Source organism: Variovorax ginsengisoli, assembly GCF_030811835.1.
Lineage (GTDB): Bacteria > Pseudomonadota > Gammaproteobacteria > Burkholderiales > Burkholderiaceae_C > Variovorax > Variovorax ginsengisoli_C.
Map to the genome: position 1 here is coordinate 141,628 of NZ_JAUSRO010000001.1, position 15,813 is coordinate 157,440.

Here is a 15,813-nt window from a genome sequence, read left to right on the forward strand (position 1 = left end):
GCGGCTCGGCAGGAGGCCCCATGGCAAGAATGAAGTTCGTCTGTGACACCGAGCGCTGCATCGAATGCAACGGCTGCGTCACCGCATGCAAGAACGAGAACGAGGTGCCGTGGGGCGTGAACCGCCGCCGCGTGGTCACGCTCAACGATGGCGTCCCGGGTGAGAAGTCGATCTCGGTGGCCTGCATGCACTGCTCCGACGCGCCCTGCATGGCGGTGTGTCCGGTGCAGTGCTTCTATCGCACGGAAGAGGGCGTGGTGCTGCACGACAAAGACGTCTGCATCGGTTGCGGCTACTGCTCTTACGCCTGCCCGTTCGGCGCGCCGCAGTTCCCTTCGCAAGGCACCTTCGGCGTGCGCGGCAAGATGGACAAGTGCACCTTCTGTGCCGGCGGCCCCGAAGCCAATGGCTCGGAAGCCGAGTTCGAGAAGTACGGCCGCAACCGCCTGGCCGAAGGCAAGCTGCCGGCCTGTGCCGAGATGTGCTCGACCAAGGCGCTGCTCGCCGGCGACGGCGATGTGGTGGCCGACATCTTCCGCACGCGCGTCGTGCATCGCGGCAAGGGTGCCGAAGTCTGGGGTTGGGGCACCGCTTACGGCTCGCAGCAGGCCGGCAACCCGCCCGCCACCGAGGTCAAGCGATGAGCCGCGCATTGACGCTTGCGTGTATCGCCGCCGGCGTGGCGTTGCTGGCCGCTTGCGGCGAGAAGCCGCAGACCAACACCCATGGCGTGAGGTTCGACGCGGTGCCCTGGAGTGGCACGGGCACCCAGTCGAACACCGGCACCGCGTTCACGGCGCCGGGCTGGAAGATCGGCGACAAGACCGCGTGGGAGCAGCAGATCAAGACGCGGATGAACGGTCAGAACGAGTACGTCAAAGAAAACTGAGCCGGAGGCGAAATGAGACATGCGCTGACAGCTTTCGTGATGGCGGCCAGCCTCGGCTGGGGTACAGCCTCGGCGCAGGCGCCCTCTGCATCGCCCGCACCAGCTGCACCCGATGCAACGGCGACGGCGACCCTGACACCCACGCCGCAACTACAGCCGGCCACCGGCGGCATCCAGGGCCAGAACATCTTCGAGGTCAAACCCGAAGCCAGTGCCGACCCGAACTACGCCACGCAGACCAATGGCGAGCGCATGAAGGTGCAACCGGGCAACAACGCGCCCATGTGGCGCCAGGTCGGCAGCGGCGTGACCGGCTACAGCAGCCTGCCGCTGTCGGAGGCGCCGGAAGCGGGCAACCTGATCCAGCGCTTCGTGCAGTACCCGGGCTCGCGTTTCACCAACGCGGGCGAAGCGTGGCGCCAGGTGCGCAACGACTGGATCATTCCGTACGGCGCGGCGCTGTTGTTCGTGGTGCTGCTGGCGCTGGCGATCTTCTATTTCGCGCGGGGCCCGATCGGCCTGCATGGCAAGGAGACGGGCCGCAGGATCGAGCGCTTCACACCCTTCGAACGCGCGACGCATTGGTCGAACGCTATCGCCTTCGTCACGCTCGCGGTCAGCGGGATCGTCATGGCGTTCGGCAAGTTCTTCCTGCTGCCGGTGCTCGGCAGCGCGCTGTTCGGCTGGCTGGCCTATGCGCTGAAGAACGTGCACAACTTCGTCGGGCCGTTGTTCGTGATCACCACGCTGTTCATGATCTTCACCTTCATCCGCGATAACTTTCCCAAGAAGGTCGACTGGGACTGGATCAAGAGCGCGGGTGGCCTGTTCGGTGGCCGCGAGGTACCGTCGCATCGCTTCAATGCCGGCGAGAAGCTGGTGTTCTGGGGCGGTGTGCTCTTTCTCGGCACCATCGTCATCGGTTCGGGCCTGTTCCTCGACAAGCTGCTGCCGGGCTTCGTCTATACCCGCGGCGAAATGCAGGTTGCACACATGATCCACGCTGTTGCAACGATGCTGATGATGGCCATGATCATGGGTCACATCTACATCGGAACGCTGGGCATGAAGGGCGCCTACAAGGCCATGCGCACCGGCTATGTCGACGAGACCTGGGCGCGCGAACACCACGAACTCTGGTACGACGACATCGCCGCCGGCAAGATTCCGGCGCAGCGCACGCCCGCGCCGGGCAGTGCCTCCACCGCCGCGCGCGCGATGCCTGTGCAAGGGACTTCCACATGATCAAGAACAAGTTCAAGAACACGCTCGTCATGGCGGCCGGCATGGCATTGACTGGCATCGCCGTGTCGCCCGCCATGGCCAAGCTGGCTGCGCCCACCCCCGAGGCCAAAGCCAAGGCCGACGAGACTTCGGCCAAGGCCGCCTGGAGCGCCCGCATGGACGGCTACAAGCTGTGTCAGGCGCAGGACCAGGTGGCCGCCAAGTACCGCGCCAGCGCCGCGGCCGCTGGCAAGCCGGTGCCGACACCGAGCGCCACGCCACCCTGTTCCGACCCCGGCCCCTTCGCGTACGCCGCGCCGGGCGAGGCCAAGCCCATCGAGGCGGCGGGCGCGCACTCTCCGGCCACCACGGCCGCTTCGCCGCCCAACACCAACCAGCCGTCGTCCGAAGCGCATCCGGCCACCAAGAAGTAACGTTGGCGCCTGCAGGCAGGGCGAGGATTGTCTAGACTGGTCGGCCACCCCGCACAAGGACCGCCCGATGAGCATCCCCACCACCCGCCTCGGCCGCACCGGCCTGACCGTGTCGCGCCTCGCGCTCGGCACCATGACCTTCGGCCTGCAGACCGAAGAGTCGGTCTCCCATGCCATCCTGGACAAGGCCACTGACGCCGGCATCAACTTTCTCGACATCGCCGACGTGTACCCGCTGGGCGGGGGGCTCGACACCGCCGGGCGCACCGAGGAGATCGTCGGCCGCTGGCTGAAGAACCAGGGCGCGAGCCGGCGCGACAACTTCATCGTCGCGACCAAGGCCGTCGGCAAGATGGGCCCGAACGCTTGGGACCAGGGCGCGTCGCGCAAGCACCTGCTGAGTGCCATCGACGCATCGCTCAAGCGCCTACAGCTCGACCACGTCGACCTGTACCAGTTGCACAGCGACGACCGCGAGACGCCGCTCGACGAAGCCATCGAGGCGATGGACACCATCGTCAAGTCGGGCCGTGCGCGCTACATCGGCGTGTCGAACTTCCTGGCCTACCGCCTGGCGCGCGCGCTGGGTCGCGCCGACTTCCTGCGGCTCACGCGCTTCGTGTCGGTGCAGCCGCGCTACAGCCTGCTGTTCCGCGAGATCGAGCGCGAACTGCTGCCGCTGGTCGGCGAAGAGGGCCTGGGCGTGATTCCGTACAACCCGCTGGCCGGTGGCCTGCTGACCGGCAAGTACAAGCCGGGCGCCAAGCCCGAGGAGAACACGCGCTTCACCCTCGGCACCGCCGGGGCGATGTACCAGGACCGCTACTGGAACGAGCGCAGCTTCAATGCCGTGCAGCGCCTGCATGCCGTCGCCGAAGAAGCGGGTGTGCCATTGGCAACGCTGGCCGTGGCCTGGGTGATGGCCAACCCGCTGATCACCGCACCGCTGCTCGGCGCCAGCCGGCCCGACCAGCTCGACGCCACGCTGGCGGCAGCCGAGTACAAGCTCGACCCGGCGCTCAAGACGAAGCTCGACGAGCTCACCGCTGAATTCCGCAAGGGTGACGCGCCGCGCTGAGTGCGCGCCCCTTATACTGGCCGTCCCTTTGGGGAGTAGCCGGCTTCCGCTTCTGGAAGCGCCTGCGTCAACACACTCGGCATCTTGCATGCTGTGGCGCAGGCAACCGTTCTTCGGTTGGCGAGACCATCGGCATGTCACCGCGACGCAGGTCGGGCAGTGGTGACGTGCCGTTGCGCTCTCGCCCGACCCTATAGAACGAATCCCACATGAATTTCGCTTCCACCGCGTTGCTGGCGCTGGCCATGTCGACCGATGCCTTTGCCGCGGCCGTCGGCAAGGGCACCGCACTGCAAAAACCGAAATGGTCCGAGGCGCTGCGCACAGGTGCGATCTTTGGCGTCATCGAGGCGATCACGCCCGTGATCGGCTGGGGTCTCGGGTTGGCCGCCGCCGATTACGTGAAGACCTGGGACCACTGGATCGCGTTCGTGCTGCTGCTGGTGCTCGGCGGCCGCATGGTCTGGGTCGCCGCGCGGAAGCCGGCCGAGGCGGAGGCCGAGAAGCCGCGCAGGCACGGGTTCTGGCTGCTGGCAGCGACCGGATTCGCGACGAGCATCGACGCGATGGCCGTCGGCGTGGGCCTGGCCTTCCTGAACGTGAGCATCCTTCCAGTGGCCGCCGCGATCGGCGTGGCGACCTTCGTGATGGTCGCCCTCGGTGTGATGGTCGGTCGCGTGCTGGGTGACGTAGTCGGGCGTTGGGCAGAGGCGATCGGCGGCATACTGCTCATCGGCATCGGCTCTGTCATCCTCTACGAACACCTCACGGCCCTCACATGAACACCCCCATCGGATCGCGCTACCCGGCCTTCCTGCGGCACACGCACTGGATCACGTTCGTTCTCGTGCTCCTGGCCTACATCACCATCAACGCGAGGAAGTTTCTTGAACGCGGCTCCGCGGAGCGCCTCTTCGCCGTCGAGTCGCACTTCCTGCTCGGCATGCTGGTGTTGCTGATCACCGTGCCGAGGATTGTCGTGCGCCTGCGGCACGCGGCCCCGCCGATCGTCCCGGAGCCCGGCGTGGCTTCTCGTCTGGCAGCATGGACGGCGCATCTGGCGCTTTTCGTGTTCCTGGTAGTGCAGCCGGTGCTGGGCATCGCGTCCAGGCTGCTTTCCGGCCGCGGCATCGGCTTGCCGTTGACCGAGTGGGCGATTCCCTCGGTCGGTGCCGCGCAACCCGAGCTGGCGGAATCCCTGGAGCATCTGCACGAGTTCGTCGGCGAGGCCTTCTACTACGTGATCGGCATCCACATCCTGGCGGCGCTCTGGCACTGGCTCGGCCGGCGTGACAACGCGCTGCAGCGGATGCTCTAGCCGCAAGCGCGGCGGGCGTGGTGGCCGGAGCGCGCCGGCCCGCGCCGGCCCGTGCCGGTCAAGTCCGCGCTGGCAGTTGCCGGATCGCCTCGGCCACCGCCTCGATGCCCGCAGGCGTCAGGTCCGACGCCGCCACCCGGTCGCGCTGCGGCCAGGCCGTGAAGTGCCGGGCCTGGGAGTGCGCATAGTGCGGGTCGTAATGCAGCGTCATCAGCTCTGCGAAGAGCGGCGGCAGTTCACCGGCCTCGGCCCAGGCCTGCCAGCGCTGCACGGTTTCCTTGCCCTGCATTTCCTTGAGCCGGCCCAGCGTCTCGGCCAGCCCGCCGCGGTCGTCGGCCAGATAGGCGTAGTCGCGCAGCAGGTAGTCGAGCCGCGCCTCGGGCGTCGCCTCGACCTCGATGCAGTGCGCCGCGCGCATGCGCGTCACCAGCGGCACCGGCAGCGCGATGCGGCCGATGCGCGCGCTCTCGCCTTCGACGTAGAGCGGGCGCGACAGGTCGAGGTTCTCCAGCGCGGTCGCGATGAGCGTCTCGAAGCGTTTCTGCGACGGCTGCGGCACGCCGGGCAGGCCGCCCAGCAGCGAGCCCTTGTGGCTGGCGCAATGCTCCAGGTCGAGCACCTGCTCGCCGCGCGCTGCCAGGGCTTCGAGCACCCGCGTCTTGGCGCTGCCCGTGGCGCCGCAGATCACCAGCAGCTGCAACCGCGGCACCACCGTCTCGATGATCTGCAGCACATGGTGGCGGAAGGCCTTGTAGCCGCTCGCGAGCTGGCGGGCGTCCCAGCCGACCAGGCGCATCCAGTTGACCATCGATCCACTGCGCAGCCCGCCGCGCCAGCAATAGACCATCGGCCGCCAGTCGGCGGGCTTGTCGGCCCATTGCTCGCGCAGGTGGCGCGCAAGGTTGGCCGCGACCATCGCACCGCCCACGCGGCGGGCCTCGAAGGCGCCGGTCTGCTTGTAGAGGGTGCCGACGATGCGGCGCTCGTCATCGTCGAGCACCGGGCAGTTGACGGCGCCCGGGATGTGGTCGAGCGCGAACTCGGACGGCGAACGCGCGTCGATGATGGTGTCGAAGTCGTGCCGGTCGGTGACGCGGGTTGGCCGTCGGCGATGGTTGTTGTTGTCTTCAGGCATAGGCAGGACCCAGTGTGCGCCGCAGCCGGCCGCTGGCGAAGTCGACCAGCACCACCAGCGCGAACATGGCGATCAGCACCGTCATGGCCTGCGGCTGCTGGAAGATCGACAGGTGAAAGTACAGCAGCTGGCCCAGCCCGCCGCCACCGACGAAGCCCAGCACCGCCGCCATGCGGATGTTCATTTCCCAACGGTAGAGCGTGTACGCCAGCCACTGGGGCAGCACCAGCGGCAGGCTGCCGTAGGCGAAGGCCGCGACTGCGCCTGACCCGCTGTGCCGCAGTGCCTGTTCCGGCTCGCGCGGCGCGTTCTCCAGGCTCTCGGCGAAGAGCCGCCCCAGCACGCCCGTGGTGTGCAGTGCCAAGGCCAGCGCCCCCGCGAAGGGGCCGATGCCCGCGGCCAGCACCATCAGCGCGGCCCAGACCAGCTCGGGCACGCTGCGCAGCAGGTTCAGCACGAAGCGCGACACCTGCCGCGCCACGGCACCGCCACGACCCGACGCGGGCAGCGCCAGCACGGCACCCGCCGCCACGGCCAGCAGCGTGCCGAGCGCGGAGACGGCCAAGGTCTGCAGCGCGCCCCATGCGGTCTTGGCGACGAAGCCGGCCGACAGGTCGGGCGGGAAGAACTCGGCGATGAAGGTGCCCATGAAGCCCAGCGACTCTCGCGTGAAGAGCGCGCGGTAGTCGATGGCGAGGTAGGCGAAGCTCGCGACCACGGCCGCCAGCACGAGGCCGAGCACGGCCCAGCAGCGCAGGCAGGGCGGCGGCGCGGTGGGCATGGCGTTCATGCGAGCAGCTTTCTCAGCGCGTTGCTCAGCGCATCCGCCAGCAGCACCAGCGCCAGGAACACCAGCAGGATGCTGCTCGCCTCGCCGCCGTTGAGCATCTTCATCGATTGGTCCATCAGCTGGCCCAGCCCGCCTGCGCCGACGAAGCCCATCACCACCGACGCGCGCACCGCGCATTCCCAGCGGTACACGGTGTACGAGACGAGCTCCTGCGCACAGTGGGGCAGCAGCCCGTAGCACAGGGCCGATAGCCGGCTGCTGCCCGCTTCGAGCAGCGCGCGCGAGGGGCGGGTGTCGGTCGACTCCAGCACCTCGGCGTACACCTTGCCCAGCATGCCGCCGTAGGTGATGGCCAACGCCAGCACGCCTGCGGCGGGGCCGAGACCCAGCGCCCGCACGAAGATCAGCGCCCACACGATCTCGGGGATGGCGCGCATCACCATCAGCACGCTGCGTGCGGCCTGCCGCACCACGCCCGCCCGCACGCGGCCCGGCCCCGGGCCGATGCGCGACACCGACAGCGCGCGCGTCGTGACGAAGGCCAGCGGCGTGCCGATGACGAAGGCCAGCGCCGTGCCGGCCGTGGCCATGGCCAGCGTTTCGAGCGTGGCCTTGAGCAGCAGCGCGAGGAAGGCCGGCGCCGTCTCGGGCGGCAGGAAAGCGCCGAGGAAGCCGCCGATGACCTGCAGGTTGCCCGACGCGAACAGCGCCGCCGGATTGAACTCAGCCAGCTTCAGCATCGGCCAGGCGATGACCAGCGCCGCGAGCAGGCCAACGAGGCGGCGCCGCGCGGCCGGGTCGTGCAGTGATGCGCTCGCCGGGGTCACAGGCAGTCCGGCCGCGGCACCGCCACGGCGGCGGCACGCACGGGCAATGCATCCGGCGTGCCCTGCATCGGCAGCACGCCTTCGCTCGCGTACAGCGCCGTCAGCATCTGCGGCGTGACGTCGCCCACCGGCGCGTCGAACAGCACCTGCCCGTCGCGCATGCCGACGATGCGCGGAAACCAGCGCAGTGCCAGGTCGACCGCATGCAGCGAAGCCACCAGCGTCGCGCCGGTCGATTCGCTCTGCGCCACCAGCTGCTGCAGCGTGGCGTCGGCCAGCGTCGGGTCGAGCGCGGACACGGGCTCGTCAGCCAGCAGCAGGCGCGGCCGCTGGTACAGCGCACGCGCAATGCCCACACGCTGCAGCTGCCCGCCCGAGAGGCGGTCGCAGCGGTCGAACAGGCGGTCTTCCATCGCGACGCGCGACAGCGCCTCGTGCGCGCCTGCGATGTCCGACGGATGCAGCAGCGATGACAGTGCCCGCAGCGCCGACCATTCGCCCAGCCGCCCCGACAGCACGGCCGTCACCACGCGCAGCCGCGGCGCGATCGGCGGGCTCTGGTGCACCGTGCCGATCTGCGCGCGCAGCTTGCGCAACGCAGGGCCGGCGATCTGCCACGGCGCCGTGTCGAGCAGCGTGGCCGTGCCTTCGCTCGGCCGCAGCGCGGCGCCGAGCACGCGCAGCAGCGTCGTCTTGCCCGCGCCCGACGGCCCGATGACCGCGAGCCGTTCGCCCGCGCGTGCCGCCAGCGTCACGCCCTGCAGCGCACGGTGCCCGTTCGGATGCACCAAGCCGACGGCGGCCAGCGAGAAGCTCATCTGCGGATTACTTGATCAGGCCGGCCGACTTGCCCGCCGTCTCGATGCCGTCGTAGTTCGACGACTTGGTGGGGATGAACTTGCTCGCGCGCTGCAGCGCCATGATGTCCTTGTCCGCCGGGTTGGCCGGGTCGAGCTTGAGGAAGGCGTCGGTCAGCTTCTTCTGCAGGGCCGCGTCCATGCCGGGGCGCACCGTCCAGTTGTAGTCGTAGTAGGTCGGCGTGGTCGCCAGCACGCGCACCTTGGCGGCGTTGGGGTTCTTCGACTCGACCAGCTTGTCCCACACCGACGCGTTGAGCACGCCCGCTTCGGCGCGCGATGCGGCCACGAAGGCCACCGTGGCGTCGTGCGCGCCCGAGAACGCGACCGTCTTGAAGTCCTTCTCGGGGTTGATGCCCGCCTGCAGCAGGAAGTAGCGCGGCATCAGGCTGCCCGAGGTCGAGGAGGGCGCGCCGAAGGCGAAAGTCTTGCCCTTCAGGTCGGCCAGCGTCTTGGCGGTGCTGTCGATCGGCACGATGAACTTGCTGGTGAACACCTCATCTTCGGCGCGCTGCACGATCGGCACCGCGCCGCCGTTGGTGCGGATGCGCGCCTGCACGTAGGTGAAGCCGCCCAGCCAGGCCAGGTCGATCTTGTTCGTGGCCAGGCCCTCGACCACCGCGGCGTAGTCGGTCACGGGCGTGAACTGCACGTCCATGCCGGTTTCCTTCTTCAGGTAGTCGCCCAGCGGCGCGAACTTGCGCTGCAGCTCGGTCGGCGCCTCGTCGGGGATGGCCGACACGCGCAGCACCTTGCCCTGTGCGGAGGCGCCGAGCGCGGCGAAGGAAAGGGACAACGCAAGCGTCAGTCGGAGGATCGTTTTCATGGGGAGGCGCCTCGGAGGCGTGCGGACAAGGAGAGGGCGCCATTGTAGAAAGCACACGACGTACAAGGCGGGCTGGCGATTCGATAATCCCTGCATGAACCCCACGCCCATGAACCCGCTCGCGCCGCTGCGCCTTACCAGTTTTTCGCACGGCGGCGGCTGCGGCTGCAAGATCGCGCCCGGCGTGCTGTCGGAGATCCTCAAGAACAGCGGGATCGGAGGTAACGGCCTCATCCCGCCCGAGCTGCTGGTCGGCATCGAGACCGCCGACGACGCGGCCGTCTACAAGCTCAACGACAGCCAGGCGCTCATCGCCACCACCGACTTCTTCATGCCGATCGTGGACGACCCCTACGAGTTCGGCCGCATCGCCGCCACCAACGCCATCAGCGACGTCTACGCCATGGGCGGCAAGCCCATCATGGCGCTGGCCCTGGTCGCCATGCCCGTCAACCAGCTGCCGCTCGAAGTCATTGGCGACATCGTGCGCGGCGGCCAGGACGTGTGCCGCGCCGCCGGCATCCCCATCGCGGGCGGCCACACCATCGACTCGGTCGAACCCATTTACGGCCTCGTCGTGATGGGCCTGGTGCACCCCGACCGCGTGCGCCGCAACGCTGGCGCCCAGCCCGGCGACGTGCTCATCCTCGGAAAGCCGCTGGGCGTCGGCGTGCTGTCGGCCGCGCTGAAGAAGGAGCAACTGAGCGAATCCGGCTACCGCCAACTGATCGACACCACCACGAAGCTCAACACCCCCGGCATCGCGCTGGCGCAACTCGACGGCGTGCATGCCCTGACCGACGTCACCGGCTTCGGCTTGGCCGGCCACGCGCTGGAACTGGCGCGCGGCGCGGGGCTGATGGCCGTGATCGAGTGGTCGAAGGTGCCGCTGCTCGACGGCGTGGAGGCGATGGTGGCCGAGGGGGTCGTGACCGGGGCTTCGGGGCGGAACTGGGCGGCGTACGGGGCGGATGTCCAACTGGCCGAGGGGCTGCCGGCGACGGCGCAGAGTCTGTTGAGCGATCCGCAGACTTCGGGGGGGCTGTTGGTGAGTTGTGCGGCGGAGGCTGTTGACGCGGTGCTGGAGATATTCAGGGGGGAGGGGTTTGGGGCGGCGAAGGTGATTGGGCGGGCGGAGGCAGGACTGCCTGGCCTAACAGTGCTGCTCTGAATGGTGTCCCCGCGCGGCTGGTGACGGCTTCATTCAGGCAGTCTCAACTGGTAGAACCGGGTTGAGGCGGCAACTCTTGGAAAGGTCGCGGGCAGTGCGCTCTCCGGTATGCGGGTAAAGCCGTTTTTCTCGTAGAACCGATGCGCTGCGAGATAGCGCTTTGTCGTGCCGAGAAAGATGTTGGACAACGTCCCCTTCGATGCCTCGATCAGATGCCCGAGAAGCAGGGCGGCAACCGAGTGTTCCTTGCCCCGATGCGTGGCCCTGACGAACATTTTTCGGAGGGCGCCATTGCGATTCCCGATGTCGCGCAGCGCGATGGTTCCGACCACTTGTCCGCCGTCAAGTGCGACCCAGAACCCGCCACAGCCAGACTGATAGAAGTTCGGGATGTCTAACAGGTCTGGTTGGTTCTCTATGGCCGAGGGGAAGCCGAACTCTTCCTGTTGAATAGGAAGAATGACGTCGATGACGTCGGCTTGAAAAGTACTGGAGAACGGTGCAATTTCGATCATGCGGTGGGGTTTCGCTATGAAGTCCAACGAAAACAGCTAACCGGCGCCGCCTGCACCGAGGCGCTGAGCGAAGCCGAGGAAGTAGAGAGACGAGCAAGAGCAGAAGACAGTGCAGGCGGGGTCCGAATTGAGCGCAGGGTGAGTGCTGGTGTTCGATTAGTCGAAAGGCTCAACTCTTTTTGACAAATTCTGATTTCAGGTTCATTGCGCCGAATCCGTCGATTTTGCAATCGATGTTGTGATCGCCATCCACTAAGCGAATATTTTTGACTTTGGTGCCCATCTTTAGCGGAGACGTGCTTCCTTTGACTTTTAGATCTTTGACAAGGGTGACGGAATCACCGTCTTTCAGGACGTTTCCGTTGGCATCACGGACGATCATTTCCTGTTCGCGATGATCTGATTCCAATTTCGAGGCCCATTCGTGTCCGCATTCCGGACAAATGAACACACTTTCGCCCTCATAGGTGTATTCGGAGTTGCATTTTGGGCAGTTTGGTAAATTTTTCAAGGTTTAACATCCTTTGTTGAAGTTTCAGATGAATATCGAAAGGCGGATTCAAAAGTGAAGTGCAACGCCCTGAGTTCAATGAATCAAGTTTGAAGAGTGCGAGCTGTTGAGCAGCAAACTCGCGATAGACGGCCATTGGAGATCGTACGCCCAACCCCTTGCGCGGACGGTCGTTGATCTCGTCGGCAATGGCATCGAGTTGCGCCTGGGTGTAGCCCGACAGATCGATGCCCTTTGGGGTACAGGCGCGCGAGCGCCAAGGCGATCTGCTCGGGCGACTCGCGGCTGATGGTGCTGGTCGGGCGGTTGAGCAGGCGGGCCATGGCACGGATGCTGTAGCTTTGCTGCTGCAAGCTCGCCAGCGTCATGCGGTCTTCAGGTTGGAGATAAGTGTTTTCTGGGACGAGGCGACATCGACGGACCTTGCAGGGGCAGGTGCTGCAGTTCACTTTTGAATCCGACCCCTTTATGGACGCCGAATCCGAATCGGCCCACCCCTCGAAAGCGCATCTACTTCCACTTTTCCCCGCGTGACCTTCACCCGGCCCTGCGTCGCAAGCTGCGCAGCCACCCGCCGAACATCAGGCATTTTGGCCCGCCAAGCCTTTTCATCTGCCACCATCGCACGCGCCACATCCGACGGACAGATCGAGGCCGAAGGCGCGCGTGCAGCCAGCAGTGCCAGAATCGCGCCTGCGATCGCTTCGTCCTCTTCCGGACTCGGGTCACCGGCCGCCGCGTCGGCACTCACGGTGCAGACCCCGCCGCCAGCAACCCCGGCATCCGCTCCGCCAGCAGATCGATCACCACCCGCACCTTCATCGGCAAGGTGCGCATCCTTGGCCAGACCGCATTGAGTTCATAGCCGAAGGGCAGGGCTTCTTCGAACACGCGCACCAGCCGCCCCGCCGCGACGTCGCGCGCGGCCATCCACACCGGCAGGCGCGCCAGGCCCCAACCGGCGATGGTGGCGTCCATCACCACATCGTGCGAGTCGAAGACAAAGCGCGATTCGATGTCGAGCGGGAGGACGATGGCTGCGTTTTCTTCCGCTGACGCAAAACTCCAGGGCTGCCGCCAGCCGCCCCGCGCGTAGCCCACGAAGCGATGCGATTCGCGTTGCTTCACGAGCTCGTCGAAGGACGCCGGTCGCGGGTGCTCCGCGAGGTAACCCGGTGCCGCGTAGACCGCCATCACTTGCCGGCCCAGAGGCCGCGCTGCCAGCGTCGTGCTGTCGTCGAGCACGCCGCTGCGGATGGCCAGGTCGATGCCTTCTTCGATCAGGTCGACCCGCCTGTCGCTGTAGCTGATGTCGAAGGTCAGTTGCGCGTGGCGCTCGCCAAGCTCGAACAACAGCGGCGTGATCAACGGTCGGCCAATGATGATGGGCATGGTGAGTCGCACGCGGCCCATCGGCGCTTGCCGTCCGGCTTCGAGCGCTTCGCCCGCAGCGGTCAGCTCGTCCAGCGCCCGCCGGCACCGCTCGTAATAGGACTGTCCGGGCTCGGTCAGGCGATGGCTGCGCGTGGTGCGGTGGAAGAGCCGCGTGTCGAGTCGGGCCTCGAGCCGCGCAACGCTCTTGCCGACCGCGGAGCGCGTGAGCTTCAGTTTGTCGGCAGCCGCCGAGAAGTTGCCGGTTTCGACCACCGCCACGAAAACCTCGATACCGTCCAGACGTTCGCTCATTGGGGAATTCTAGGCCGCAATCTGGCAACGAATAAGCATCACTGGGGACGCAGGAGAATCAATAGCATCGAGCGCATCGACATCCCTATTTGGAAGAGAACCCTCCATGACACGCACGATCCAACGTTGGCAGATCGAGTCCTTCGACCGCCGCAGCCTGAGGCAGGTCGAGGCGCCGATGCCGTCGCCCGCAGCCGGCCAGATCCTGGTTCGCACGCAAGCGGTCTCGCTGAACTACCGCGACCTGATGCTCACGAGCAATACCTACGGGTGGGCGCCGCCCTTGCCCTTCACGCCAGGCTCCGACCTGGCCGGCGTGGTCGAAGCCGTGGGCCCGGGCGTAACGCGTTGGAAAGGCGGCGAGCAGGTCATCGGCACCTTCGTGGCCGGGTGGATCGACGGCCAGGCGCCTGCGGGCACTTTCTCGCTCGGCGGCCCCGGGCCGGGCGCCCTGGCCACGCATGTGCTGCTCGACGCGCACTGGGCCGTGGCCGCGCCGCAAACGCTCCATGCCGAACAGGCGTCGACCTTGCCTTGCGCGGCGCTCACGGCCTGGTTCGCCCTGTTCGAGGAAGGCTCGCTCAAGGCCGGCGACATGGTCTTGATTCACGGCACGGGTGGCGTCGCGTTGTTCGGGCTGCAGTTCGCGGCGATGCACGGCGCAACGGTGATCATGGTGTCGGGCGGTGCCGAGAAGCGCGACAAGGCACTGGCGCTCGGCGCTGCACATGTCCTTGCCCGAGATGCGGACTGGCCGGTAGAGGTCAAGCGCCTGACCGGTGGTCGCGGCGCCGATCACGTGCTGGAAACCGTCGGCGGCGCCAATCTGGGCCGCTCGCTGACGGCCTTGGCGCAAGGGGGCCGGGTATCGCTGATCGGCGTGATCGATGGCGGCAGCGTGGAGGCATCTGCCTTCGACATCATCCGAAGCCGGGCGGTCGTTCAAGGCATCAGCGTGGGGCATCGTCGAGCGCTGGAAGACATGGTCCGCGCCATCGATGCGACGCACCTGCAGCCCGTCATCGACAAGGTCTACGGCTTTGCGGATGTGCCGGCGGCTTTCGCGCAGTTGGAACGCGGAGCCTTCGGCAAGGTGGTCGTCGCGATGTGATCGCGGGCGACTGACTGGGTCGGAGCCATGTGCTCATGTTGACGAAGCGTTCGTTTTTTCGTACGCTTGGTGTTCTTTAGGAGCGTGCAATGACCCCCCCGATCACCGCAAGCGAAGCCCGCGCAAGCCTGTATCGGCTGATCGATCAGGCGAGCGAGTCGCATCAGCCCATCCTGATTGCCGGCAAACGCAGCAGCGCGGTGCTGGTGTCGGCCGACGACTGGCAGGCCATCCAGGAGACGCTGTATCTGCTGTCTGTTCCCGGTATGCGGGAGTCCATTCAGGAAGGCCGGGCGGAGCCCTTGGGCAAGAGCGCGAAGAAGCTCGACTGGTAATGTGGACCATCGTGTATGCGAAGCATGCCGTCAAGGACGCCGGCAAGCTCGCATCGGCCGGGTTGAAGGGCAAGGCGCAGGCCCTTCTCGACGTTCTGGCGGTCGACCCTTTTCAGAACCCGCCGCCCTACGAAAAGCTGGTGGGTGACCTCGACGGCACCTACTCCCGGCGGATCAACATCCAGCACCGGCTCGTCTACGAAGTCTTCAAGAAGGAGCGCACCGTTCGCGTCCTTCGCATGTGGAGCCACTACGAATGAAGTGACGCGTGGCTCCCCGGAGACTGCAGGCAGCAAACTCTAGAACACCATCCCACCCGCCACATCGATGGTGGTCCCCGTCACCCACGCTGCATCCTCAGACACCGCATACGACACCGCCGCCGCGATGTCGCTCGGTTGCCCCACGCGGCCCAGCGGCGTCTTGCCCACCAGATAGTCCGTCATGTCCTTGGCGGATTCGGCGTTGCCTTCGGTGGTGACGAAGCCGGGGGCAATGCCGACGACGCGGATCTGGCGCGGCCCGAGCTCGGCGCCCAAGGTGCGCGTCAGCGTGTCGACCGCACCCTTGGTGGCGCAGTAGACATGCACCATCGGCAACGGGCTCTTGGCGACACCGGAGCTGATGTTGACGATGACGCCGCCAGCGGGCAGAACGCGTGCGGCCGCCTGGGTCATGAGCAGCAGGCCGCGGACGTTGATGTTGAAGTGTTCATCGATGCTCTGGGCGCTGAGCGACTCGAGCGAATCGACTTTGTAGACACCGGCGTTGTTGATCAGGATGTCGAGCCGGCCAAAGTGCTTCAGGGCGGCATCGACCAGCGGTTGGATCTGTTCCGGTTTGCCGATGTCGGCCTTCACGGCGAAGGCCTTGCCGCCCGCTGCGACGATCGCTTGCACGACGGCCTGCGCATCTTCTTCGCTGCGCGTGTAGTTGACGATGACCGATGCGCCGTCGGCAGCGAGCCGCTTGGCGATGCCGGCGCCGATGCCTTTGGATGAGCCGGTGACGAGGGCGACCTTGCCGGAGAGATTGCGCATGACGATGTCCTTGGAAGTGGAATGTGCACGGGAAAGCACGCACGTTAGCCATGCCATGGCTTTAGA

Annotated in this window: 21 protein-coding genes, 2 pseudogenes and 1 riboswitch; of the genes and pseudogenes, 11 read left to right on the forward strand and 12 right to left on the reverse strand. The window is 66.7% G+C overall.

The features are described 5' to 3' along the window. Positions 1-20 precede the first annotated feature (20 nt). The 7 genes from fdh3B (at position 21) to J2W36_RS00635 (ending at position 4,943) form a co-directional block, all read left to right on the forward strand. On the forward strand, positions 21-644 hold the full coding sequence (gene fdh3B / locus J2W36_RS00605) for a formate dehydrogenase FDH3 subunit beta (protein WP_307687714.1): 624 nt from the start codon (positions 21-23) through the stop codon (positions 642-644). Next, positions 641-889: a hypothetical protein gene (locus J2W36_RS00610; protein ID WP_307687715.1), complete on the forward strand. Its 249-nt coding sequence runs from the start codon at positions 641-643 to the stop codon at positions 887-889. The genes fdh3B and J2W36_RS00610 overlap by 4 nt, the downstream gene beginning before the upstream one ends. A 12-nt stretch (positions 890-901) precedes the next feature. Further along, positions 902-2,134 carry a formate dehydrogenase subunit gamma gene (locus tag J2W36_RS00615; RefSeq protein ID WP_307687716.1) on the forward strand — a complete coding sequence of 411 codons (1,233 nt, stop codon included), beginning with the start codon at positions 902-904 and terminating at the stop codon, positions 2,132-2,134. Next, positions 2,131-2,547 carry a hypothetical protein gene (locus tag J2W36_RS00620; protein ID WP_307687717.1) on the forward strand — a complete coding sequence of 139 codons (417 nt, stop codon included), beginning with the start codon at positions 2,131-2,133 and terminating at the stop codon, positions 2,545-2,547. The genes J2W36_RS00615 and J2W36_RS00620 overlap by 4 nt, the downstream gene beginning before the upstream one ends. Before the next feature lie 67 nt (positions 2,548-2,614). After that, positions 2,615-3,625, forward strand: coding sequence for an aldo/keto reductase (locus tag J2W36_RS00625; protein WP_307687718.1), 1,011 nt, complete (start codon positions 2,615-2,617; stop codon positions 3,623-3,625). 24 nt (positions 3,626-3,649) lie between these two features. Continuing rightward, positions 3,650-3,815, forward strand: a riboswitch (yybP-ykoY riboswitch). A 19-nt stretch (positions 3,816-3,834) separates the two neighbouring features. Beyond that, the gene (gene mntP, locus J2W36_RS00630; protein WP_307687719.1) at positions 3,835-4,407 is read left to right on the forward strand and encodes a manganese efflux pump MntP; all 573 of its coding nucleotides are present in this window, start codon (positions 3,835-3,837) and stop codon (positions 4,405-4,407) included. After that, positions 4,404-4,943: a cytochrome b gene (locus tag J2W36_RS00635; protein WP_307687720.1), complete on the forward strand. Its 540-nt coding sequence runs from the start codon at positions 4,404-4,406 to the stop codon at positions 4,941-4,943. The genes mntP and J2W36_RS00635 overlap by 4 nt, the downstream gene beginning before the upstream one ends. Positions 4,944-5,001: 58 nt before the next feature. Here the strand turns inward: J2W36_RS00635 and mnmH are convergent, their stop codons facing one another. Genes mnmH through J2W36_RS00660 form a run of 5 tightly spaced genes read right to left on the reverse strand, consistent with a single transcriptional unit; the run spans position 5,002 to position 9,378 of the window. Further along, positions 5,002-6,078, reverse strand: coding sequence for a tRNA 2-selenouridine(34) synthase MnmH (mnmH, locus tag J2W36_RS00640; protein WP_307687721.1), 1,077 nt, complete (start codon positions 6,076-6,078; stop codon positions 5,002-5,004). Beyond that, entirely contained in the window at positions 6,071-6,868 is a 798-nt protein-coding gene (gene phnE, locus J2W36_RS00645) for a phosphonate ABC transporter, permease protein PhnE (RefSeq protein WP_307687722.1), read from the reverse strand. Before phnE ends, mnmH begins: the two co-directional genes overlap by 8 nt. After that, positions 6,865-7,695 (reverse strand): PhnE/PtxC family ABC transporter permease, encoded by an 831-nt coding sequence (locus J2W36_RS00650; protein ID WP_307687723.1) that lies wholly within the window; start codon positions 7,693-7,695, stop codon positions 6,865-6,867. Before J2W36_RS00650 ends, phnE begins: the two co-directional genes overlap by 4 nt. Beyond that, complete coding sequence (locus J2W36_RS00655) at positions 7,692-8,513, reverse strand: phosphonate ABC transporter ATP-binding protein (protein ID WP_307687724.1); 822 nt, start codon at positions 8,511-8,513, stop codon at positions 7,692-7,694. Before J2W36_RS00655 ends, J2W36_RS00650 begins: the two co-directional genes overlap by 4 nt. 7 nt (positions 8,514-8,520) lie before the next feature. Continuing rightward, positions 8,521-9,378, reverse strand: coding sequence for a putative selenate ABC transporter substrate-binding protein (locus J2W36_RS00660; RefSeq protein ID WP_307687725.1), 858 nt, complete (start codon positions 9,376-9,378; stop codon positions 8,521-8,523). A gap of 94 nt (positions 9,379-9,472) precedes the next feature. Between J2W36_RS00660 and selD the strand changes: the two genes are divergently transcribed. Then, the gene (gene selD, locus J2W36_RS00665) at positions 9,473-10,549 is read left to right on the forward strand and encodes a selenide, water dikinase SelD (protein WP_307687726.1); all 1,077 of its coding nucleotides are present in this window, start codon (positions 9,473-9,475) and stop codon (positions 10,547-10,549) included. Positions 10,550-10,578: 29 nt separating this feature from the next. On the opposite strand, the gene J2W36_RS00670 is transcribed toward selD, so the two are convergent. The 6 genes and pseudogenes from J2W36_RS00670 to J2W36_RS00685 all read right to left on the reverse strand — a co-directional run bounded on the left by J2W36_RS00670 (position 10,579) and on the right by J2W36_RS00685 (position 13,261). After that, positions 10,579-11,064 (reverse strand): GNAT family N-acetyltransferase, encoded by a 486-nt coding sequence (locus tag J2W36_RS00670; RefSeq protein ID WP_307687727.1) that lies wholly within the window; start codon positions 11,062-11,064, stop codon positions 10,579-10,581. Between the two features lie 169 nt (positions 11,065-11,233). Next, positions 11,234-11,575 (reverse strand): zinc ribbon domain-containing protein YjdM, encoded by a 342-nt coding sequence (locus J2W36_RS00675; protein ID WP_307687728.1) that lies wholly within the window; start codon positions 11,573-11,575, stop codon positions 11,234-11,236. 75 nt (positions 11,576-11,650) lie between these two features. Next, positions 11,651-11,840: pseudogene (locus J2W36_RS26535) on the reverse strand (IS30 family transposase); the annotation flags it as partial. A 13-nt stretch (positions 11,841-11,853) separates the two neighbouring features. After that, positions 11,854-12,024 (reverse strand): annotated as a pseudogene (locus J2W36_RS00680) (helix-turn-helix domain-containing protein); the annotation flags it as partial. 17 nt (positions 12,025-12,041) lie between these two features. Then, entirely contained in the window at positions 12,042-12,326 is a 285-nt protein-coding gene (locus J2W36_RS26540; protein ID WP_370869229.1) for a DUF3253 domain-containing protein, read from the reverse strand. After that, positions 12,323-13,261 (reverse strand): LysR substrate-binding domain-containing protein, encoded by a 939-nt coding sequence (locus J2W36_RS00685; protein ID WP_307687729.1) that lies wholly within the window; start codon positions 13,259-13,261, stop codon positions 12,323-12,325. The genes J2W36_RS26540 and J2W36_RS00685 overlap by 4 nt, the downstream gene beginning before the upstream one ends. A gap of 106 nt (positions 13,262-13,367) precedes the next feature. Between J2W36_RS00685 and J2W36_RS00690 the strand changes: the two genes are divergently transcribed. The 3 genes from J2W36_RS00690 (at position 13,368) to J2W36_RS00700 (ending at position 14,967) form a co-directional block, all read left to right on the forward strand. Continuing rightward, the gene (locus J2W36_RS00690; protein ID WP_307687730.1) at positions 13,368-14,372 is read left to right on the forward strand and encodes a zinc-dependent alcohol dehydrogenase family protein; all 1,005 of its coding nucleotides are present in this window, start codon (positions 13,368-13,370) and stop codon (positions 14,370-14,372) included. An 89-nt stretch (positions 14,373-14,461) separates the two neighbouring features. Then, a complete protein-coding gene (locus J2W36_RS00695; RefSeq protein ID WP_307687731.1) occupies positions 14,462-14,707 on the forward strand; it encodes a type II toxin-antitoxin system Phd/YefM family antitoxin in 246 nt (81 codons plus the stop codon). After that, positions 14,707-14,967 (forward strand): Txe/YoeB family addiction module toxin, encoded by a 261-nt coding sequence (locus J2W36_RS00700; protein ID WP_307687732.1) that lies wholly within the window; start codon positions 14,707-14,709, stop codon positions 14,965-14,967. Before J2W36_RS00695 ends, J2W36_RS00700 begins: the two co-directional genes overlap by 1 nt. Before the next feature lie 39 nt (positions 14,968-15,006). Here the strand turns inward: J2W36_RS00700 and J2W36_RS00705 are convergent, their stop codons facing one another. Then, positions 15,007-15,747 (reverse strand): SDR family NAD(P)-dependent oxidoreductase, encoded by a 741-nt coding sequence (locus J2W36_RS00705; protein ID WP_307687733.1) that lies wholly within the window; start codon positions 15,745-15,747, stop codon positions 15,007-15,009. Positions 15,748-15,813 lie beyond the last annotated feature (66 nt).

Excerpts from the sequence above, each read along its gene's own strand:
- J2W36_RS00655 (WP_307687724.1), bottom strand. The coding sequence starts at position 8,513 with ATGAGCTTCTCGCTGGCCGCCGTCGGCTTGGTGCATCCGAACGGGCAC.
- J2W36_RS00685 (WP_307687729.1), bottom strand. The coding sequence starts at position 13,261 with ATGAGCGAACGTCTGGACGGTATCGAGGTTTTCGTGGCGGTGGTCGAA.
- J2W36_RS00690 (WP_307687730.1), top strand. The coding sequence starts at position 13,368 with ATGACACGCACGATCCAACGTTGGCAGATCGAGTCCTTCGACCGCCGC.
- J2W36_RS00660 (WP_307687725.1), bottom strand. The coding sequence starts at position 9,378 with ATGAAAACGATCCTCCGACTGACGCTTGCGTTGTCCCTTTCCTTCGCC.
- J2W36_RS00700 (WP_307687732.1), top strand. The coding sequence starts at position 14,707 with ATGTGGACCATCGTGTATGCGAAGCATGCCGTCAAGGACGCCGGCAAG.
- J2W36_RS00695 (WP_307687731.1), top strand. The coding sequence starts at position 14,462 with ATGACCCCCCCGATCACCGCAAGCGAAGCCCGCGCAAGCCTGTATCGG.
- mntP (WP_307687719.1), top strand. The coding sequence starts at position 3,835 with ATGAATTTCGCTTCCACCGCGTTGCTGGCGCTGGCCATGTCGACCGAT.
- selD (WP_307687726.1), top strand. The coding sequence starts at position 9,473 with ATGAACCCCACGCCCATGAACCCGCTCGCGCCGCTGCGCCTTACCAGT.
- J2W36_RS00705 (WP_307687733.1), bottom strand. The coding sequence starts at position 15,747 with ATGCGCAATCTCTCCGGCAAGGTCGCCCTCGTCACCGGCTCATCCAAA.
- phnE (WP_307687722.1), bottom strand. The coding sequence starts at position 6,868 with ATGAACGCCATGCCCACCGCGCCGCCGCCCTGCCTGCGCTGCTGGGCC.
- J2W36_RS00610 (WP_307687715.1), top strand. The coding sequence starts at position 641 with ATGAGCCGCGCATTGACGCTTGCGTGTATCGCCGCCGGCGTGGCGTTG.
- fdh3B (WP_307687714.1), top strand. The coding sequence starts at position 21 with ATGGCAAGAATGAAGTTCGTCTGTGACACCGAGCGCTGCATCGAATGC.
- J2W36_RS00670 (WP_307687727.1), bottom strand. The coding sequence starts at position 11,064 with ATGATCGAAATTGCACCGTTCTCCAGTACTTTTCAAGCCGACGTCATC.
- mnmH (WP_307687721.1), bottom strand. The coding sequence starts at position 6,078 with ATGCCTGAAGACAACAACAACCATCGCCGACGGCCAACCCGCGTCACC.
- J2W36_RS00620 (WP_307687717.1), top strand. The coding sequence starts at position 2,131 with ATGATCAAGAACAAGTTCAAGAACACGCTCGTCATGGCGGCCGGCATG.
- J2W36_RS00635 (WP_307687720.1), top strand. The coding sequence starts at position 4,404 with ATGAACACCCCCATCGGATCGCGCTACCCGGCCTTCCTGCGGCACACG.
- J2W36_RS00625 (WP_307687718.1), top strand. The coding sequence starts at position 2,615 with ATGAGCATCCCCACCACCCGCCTCGGCCGCACCGGCCTGACCGTGTCG.
- J2W36_RS00615 (WP_307687716.1), top strand. The coding sequence starts at position 902 with ATGAGACATGCGCTGACAGCTTTCGTGATGGCGGCCAGCCTCGGCTGG.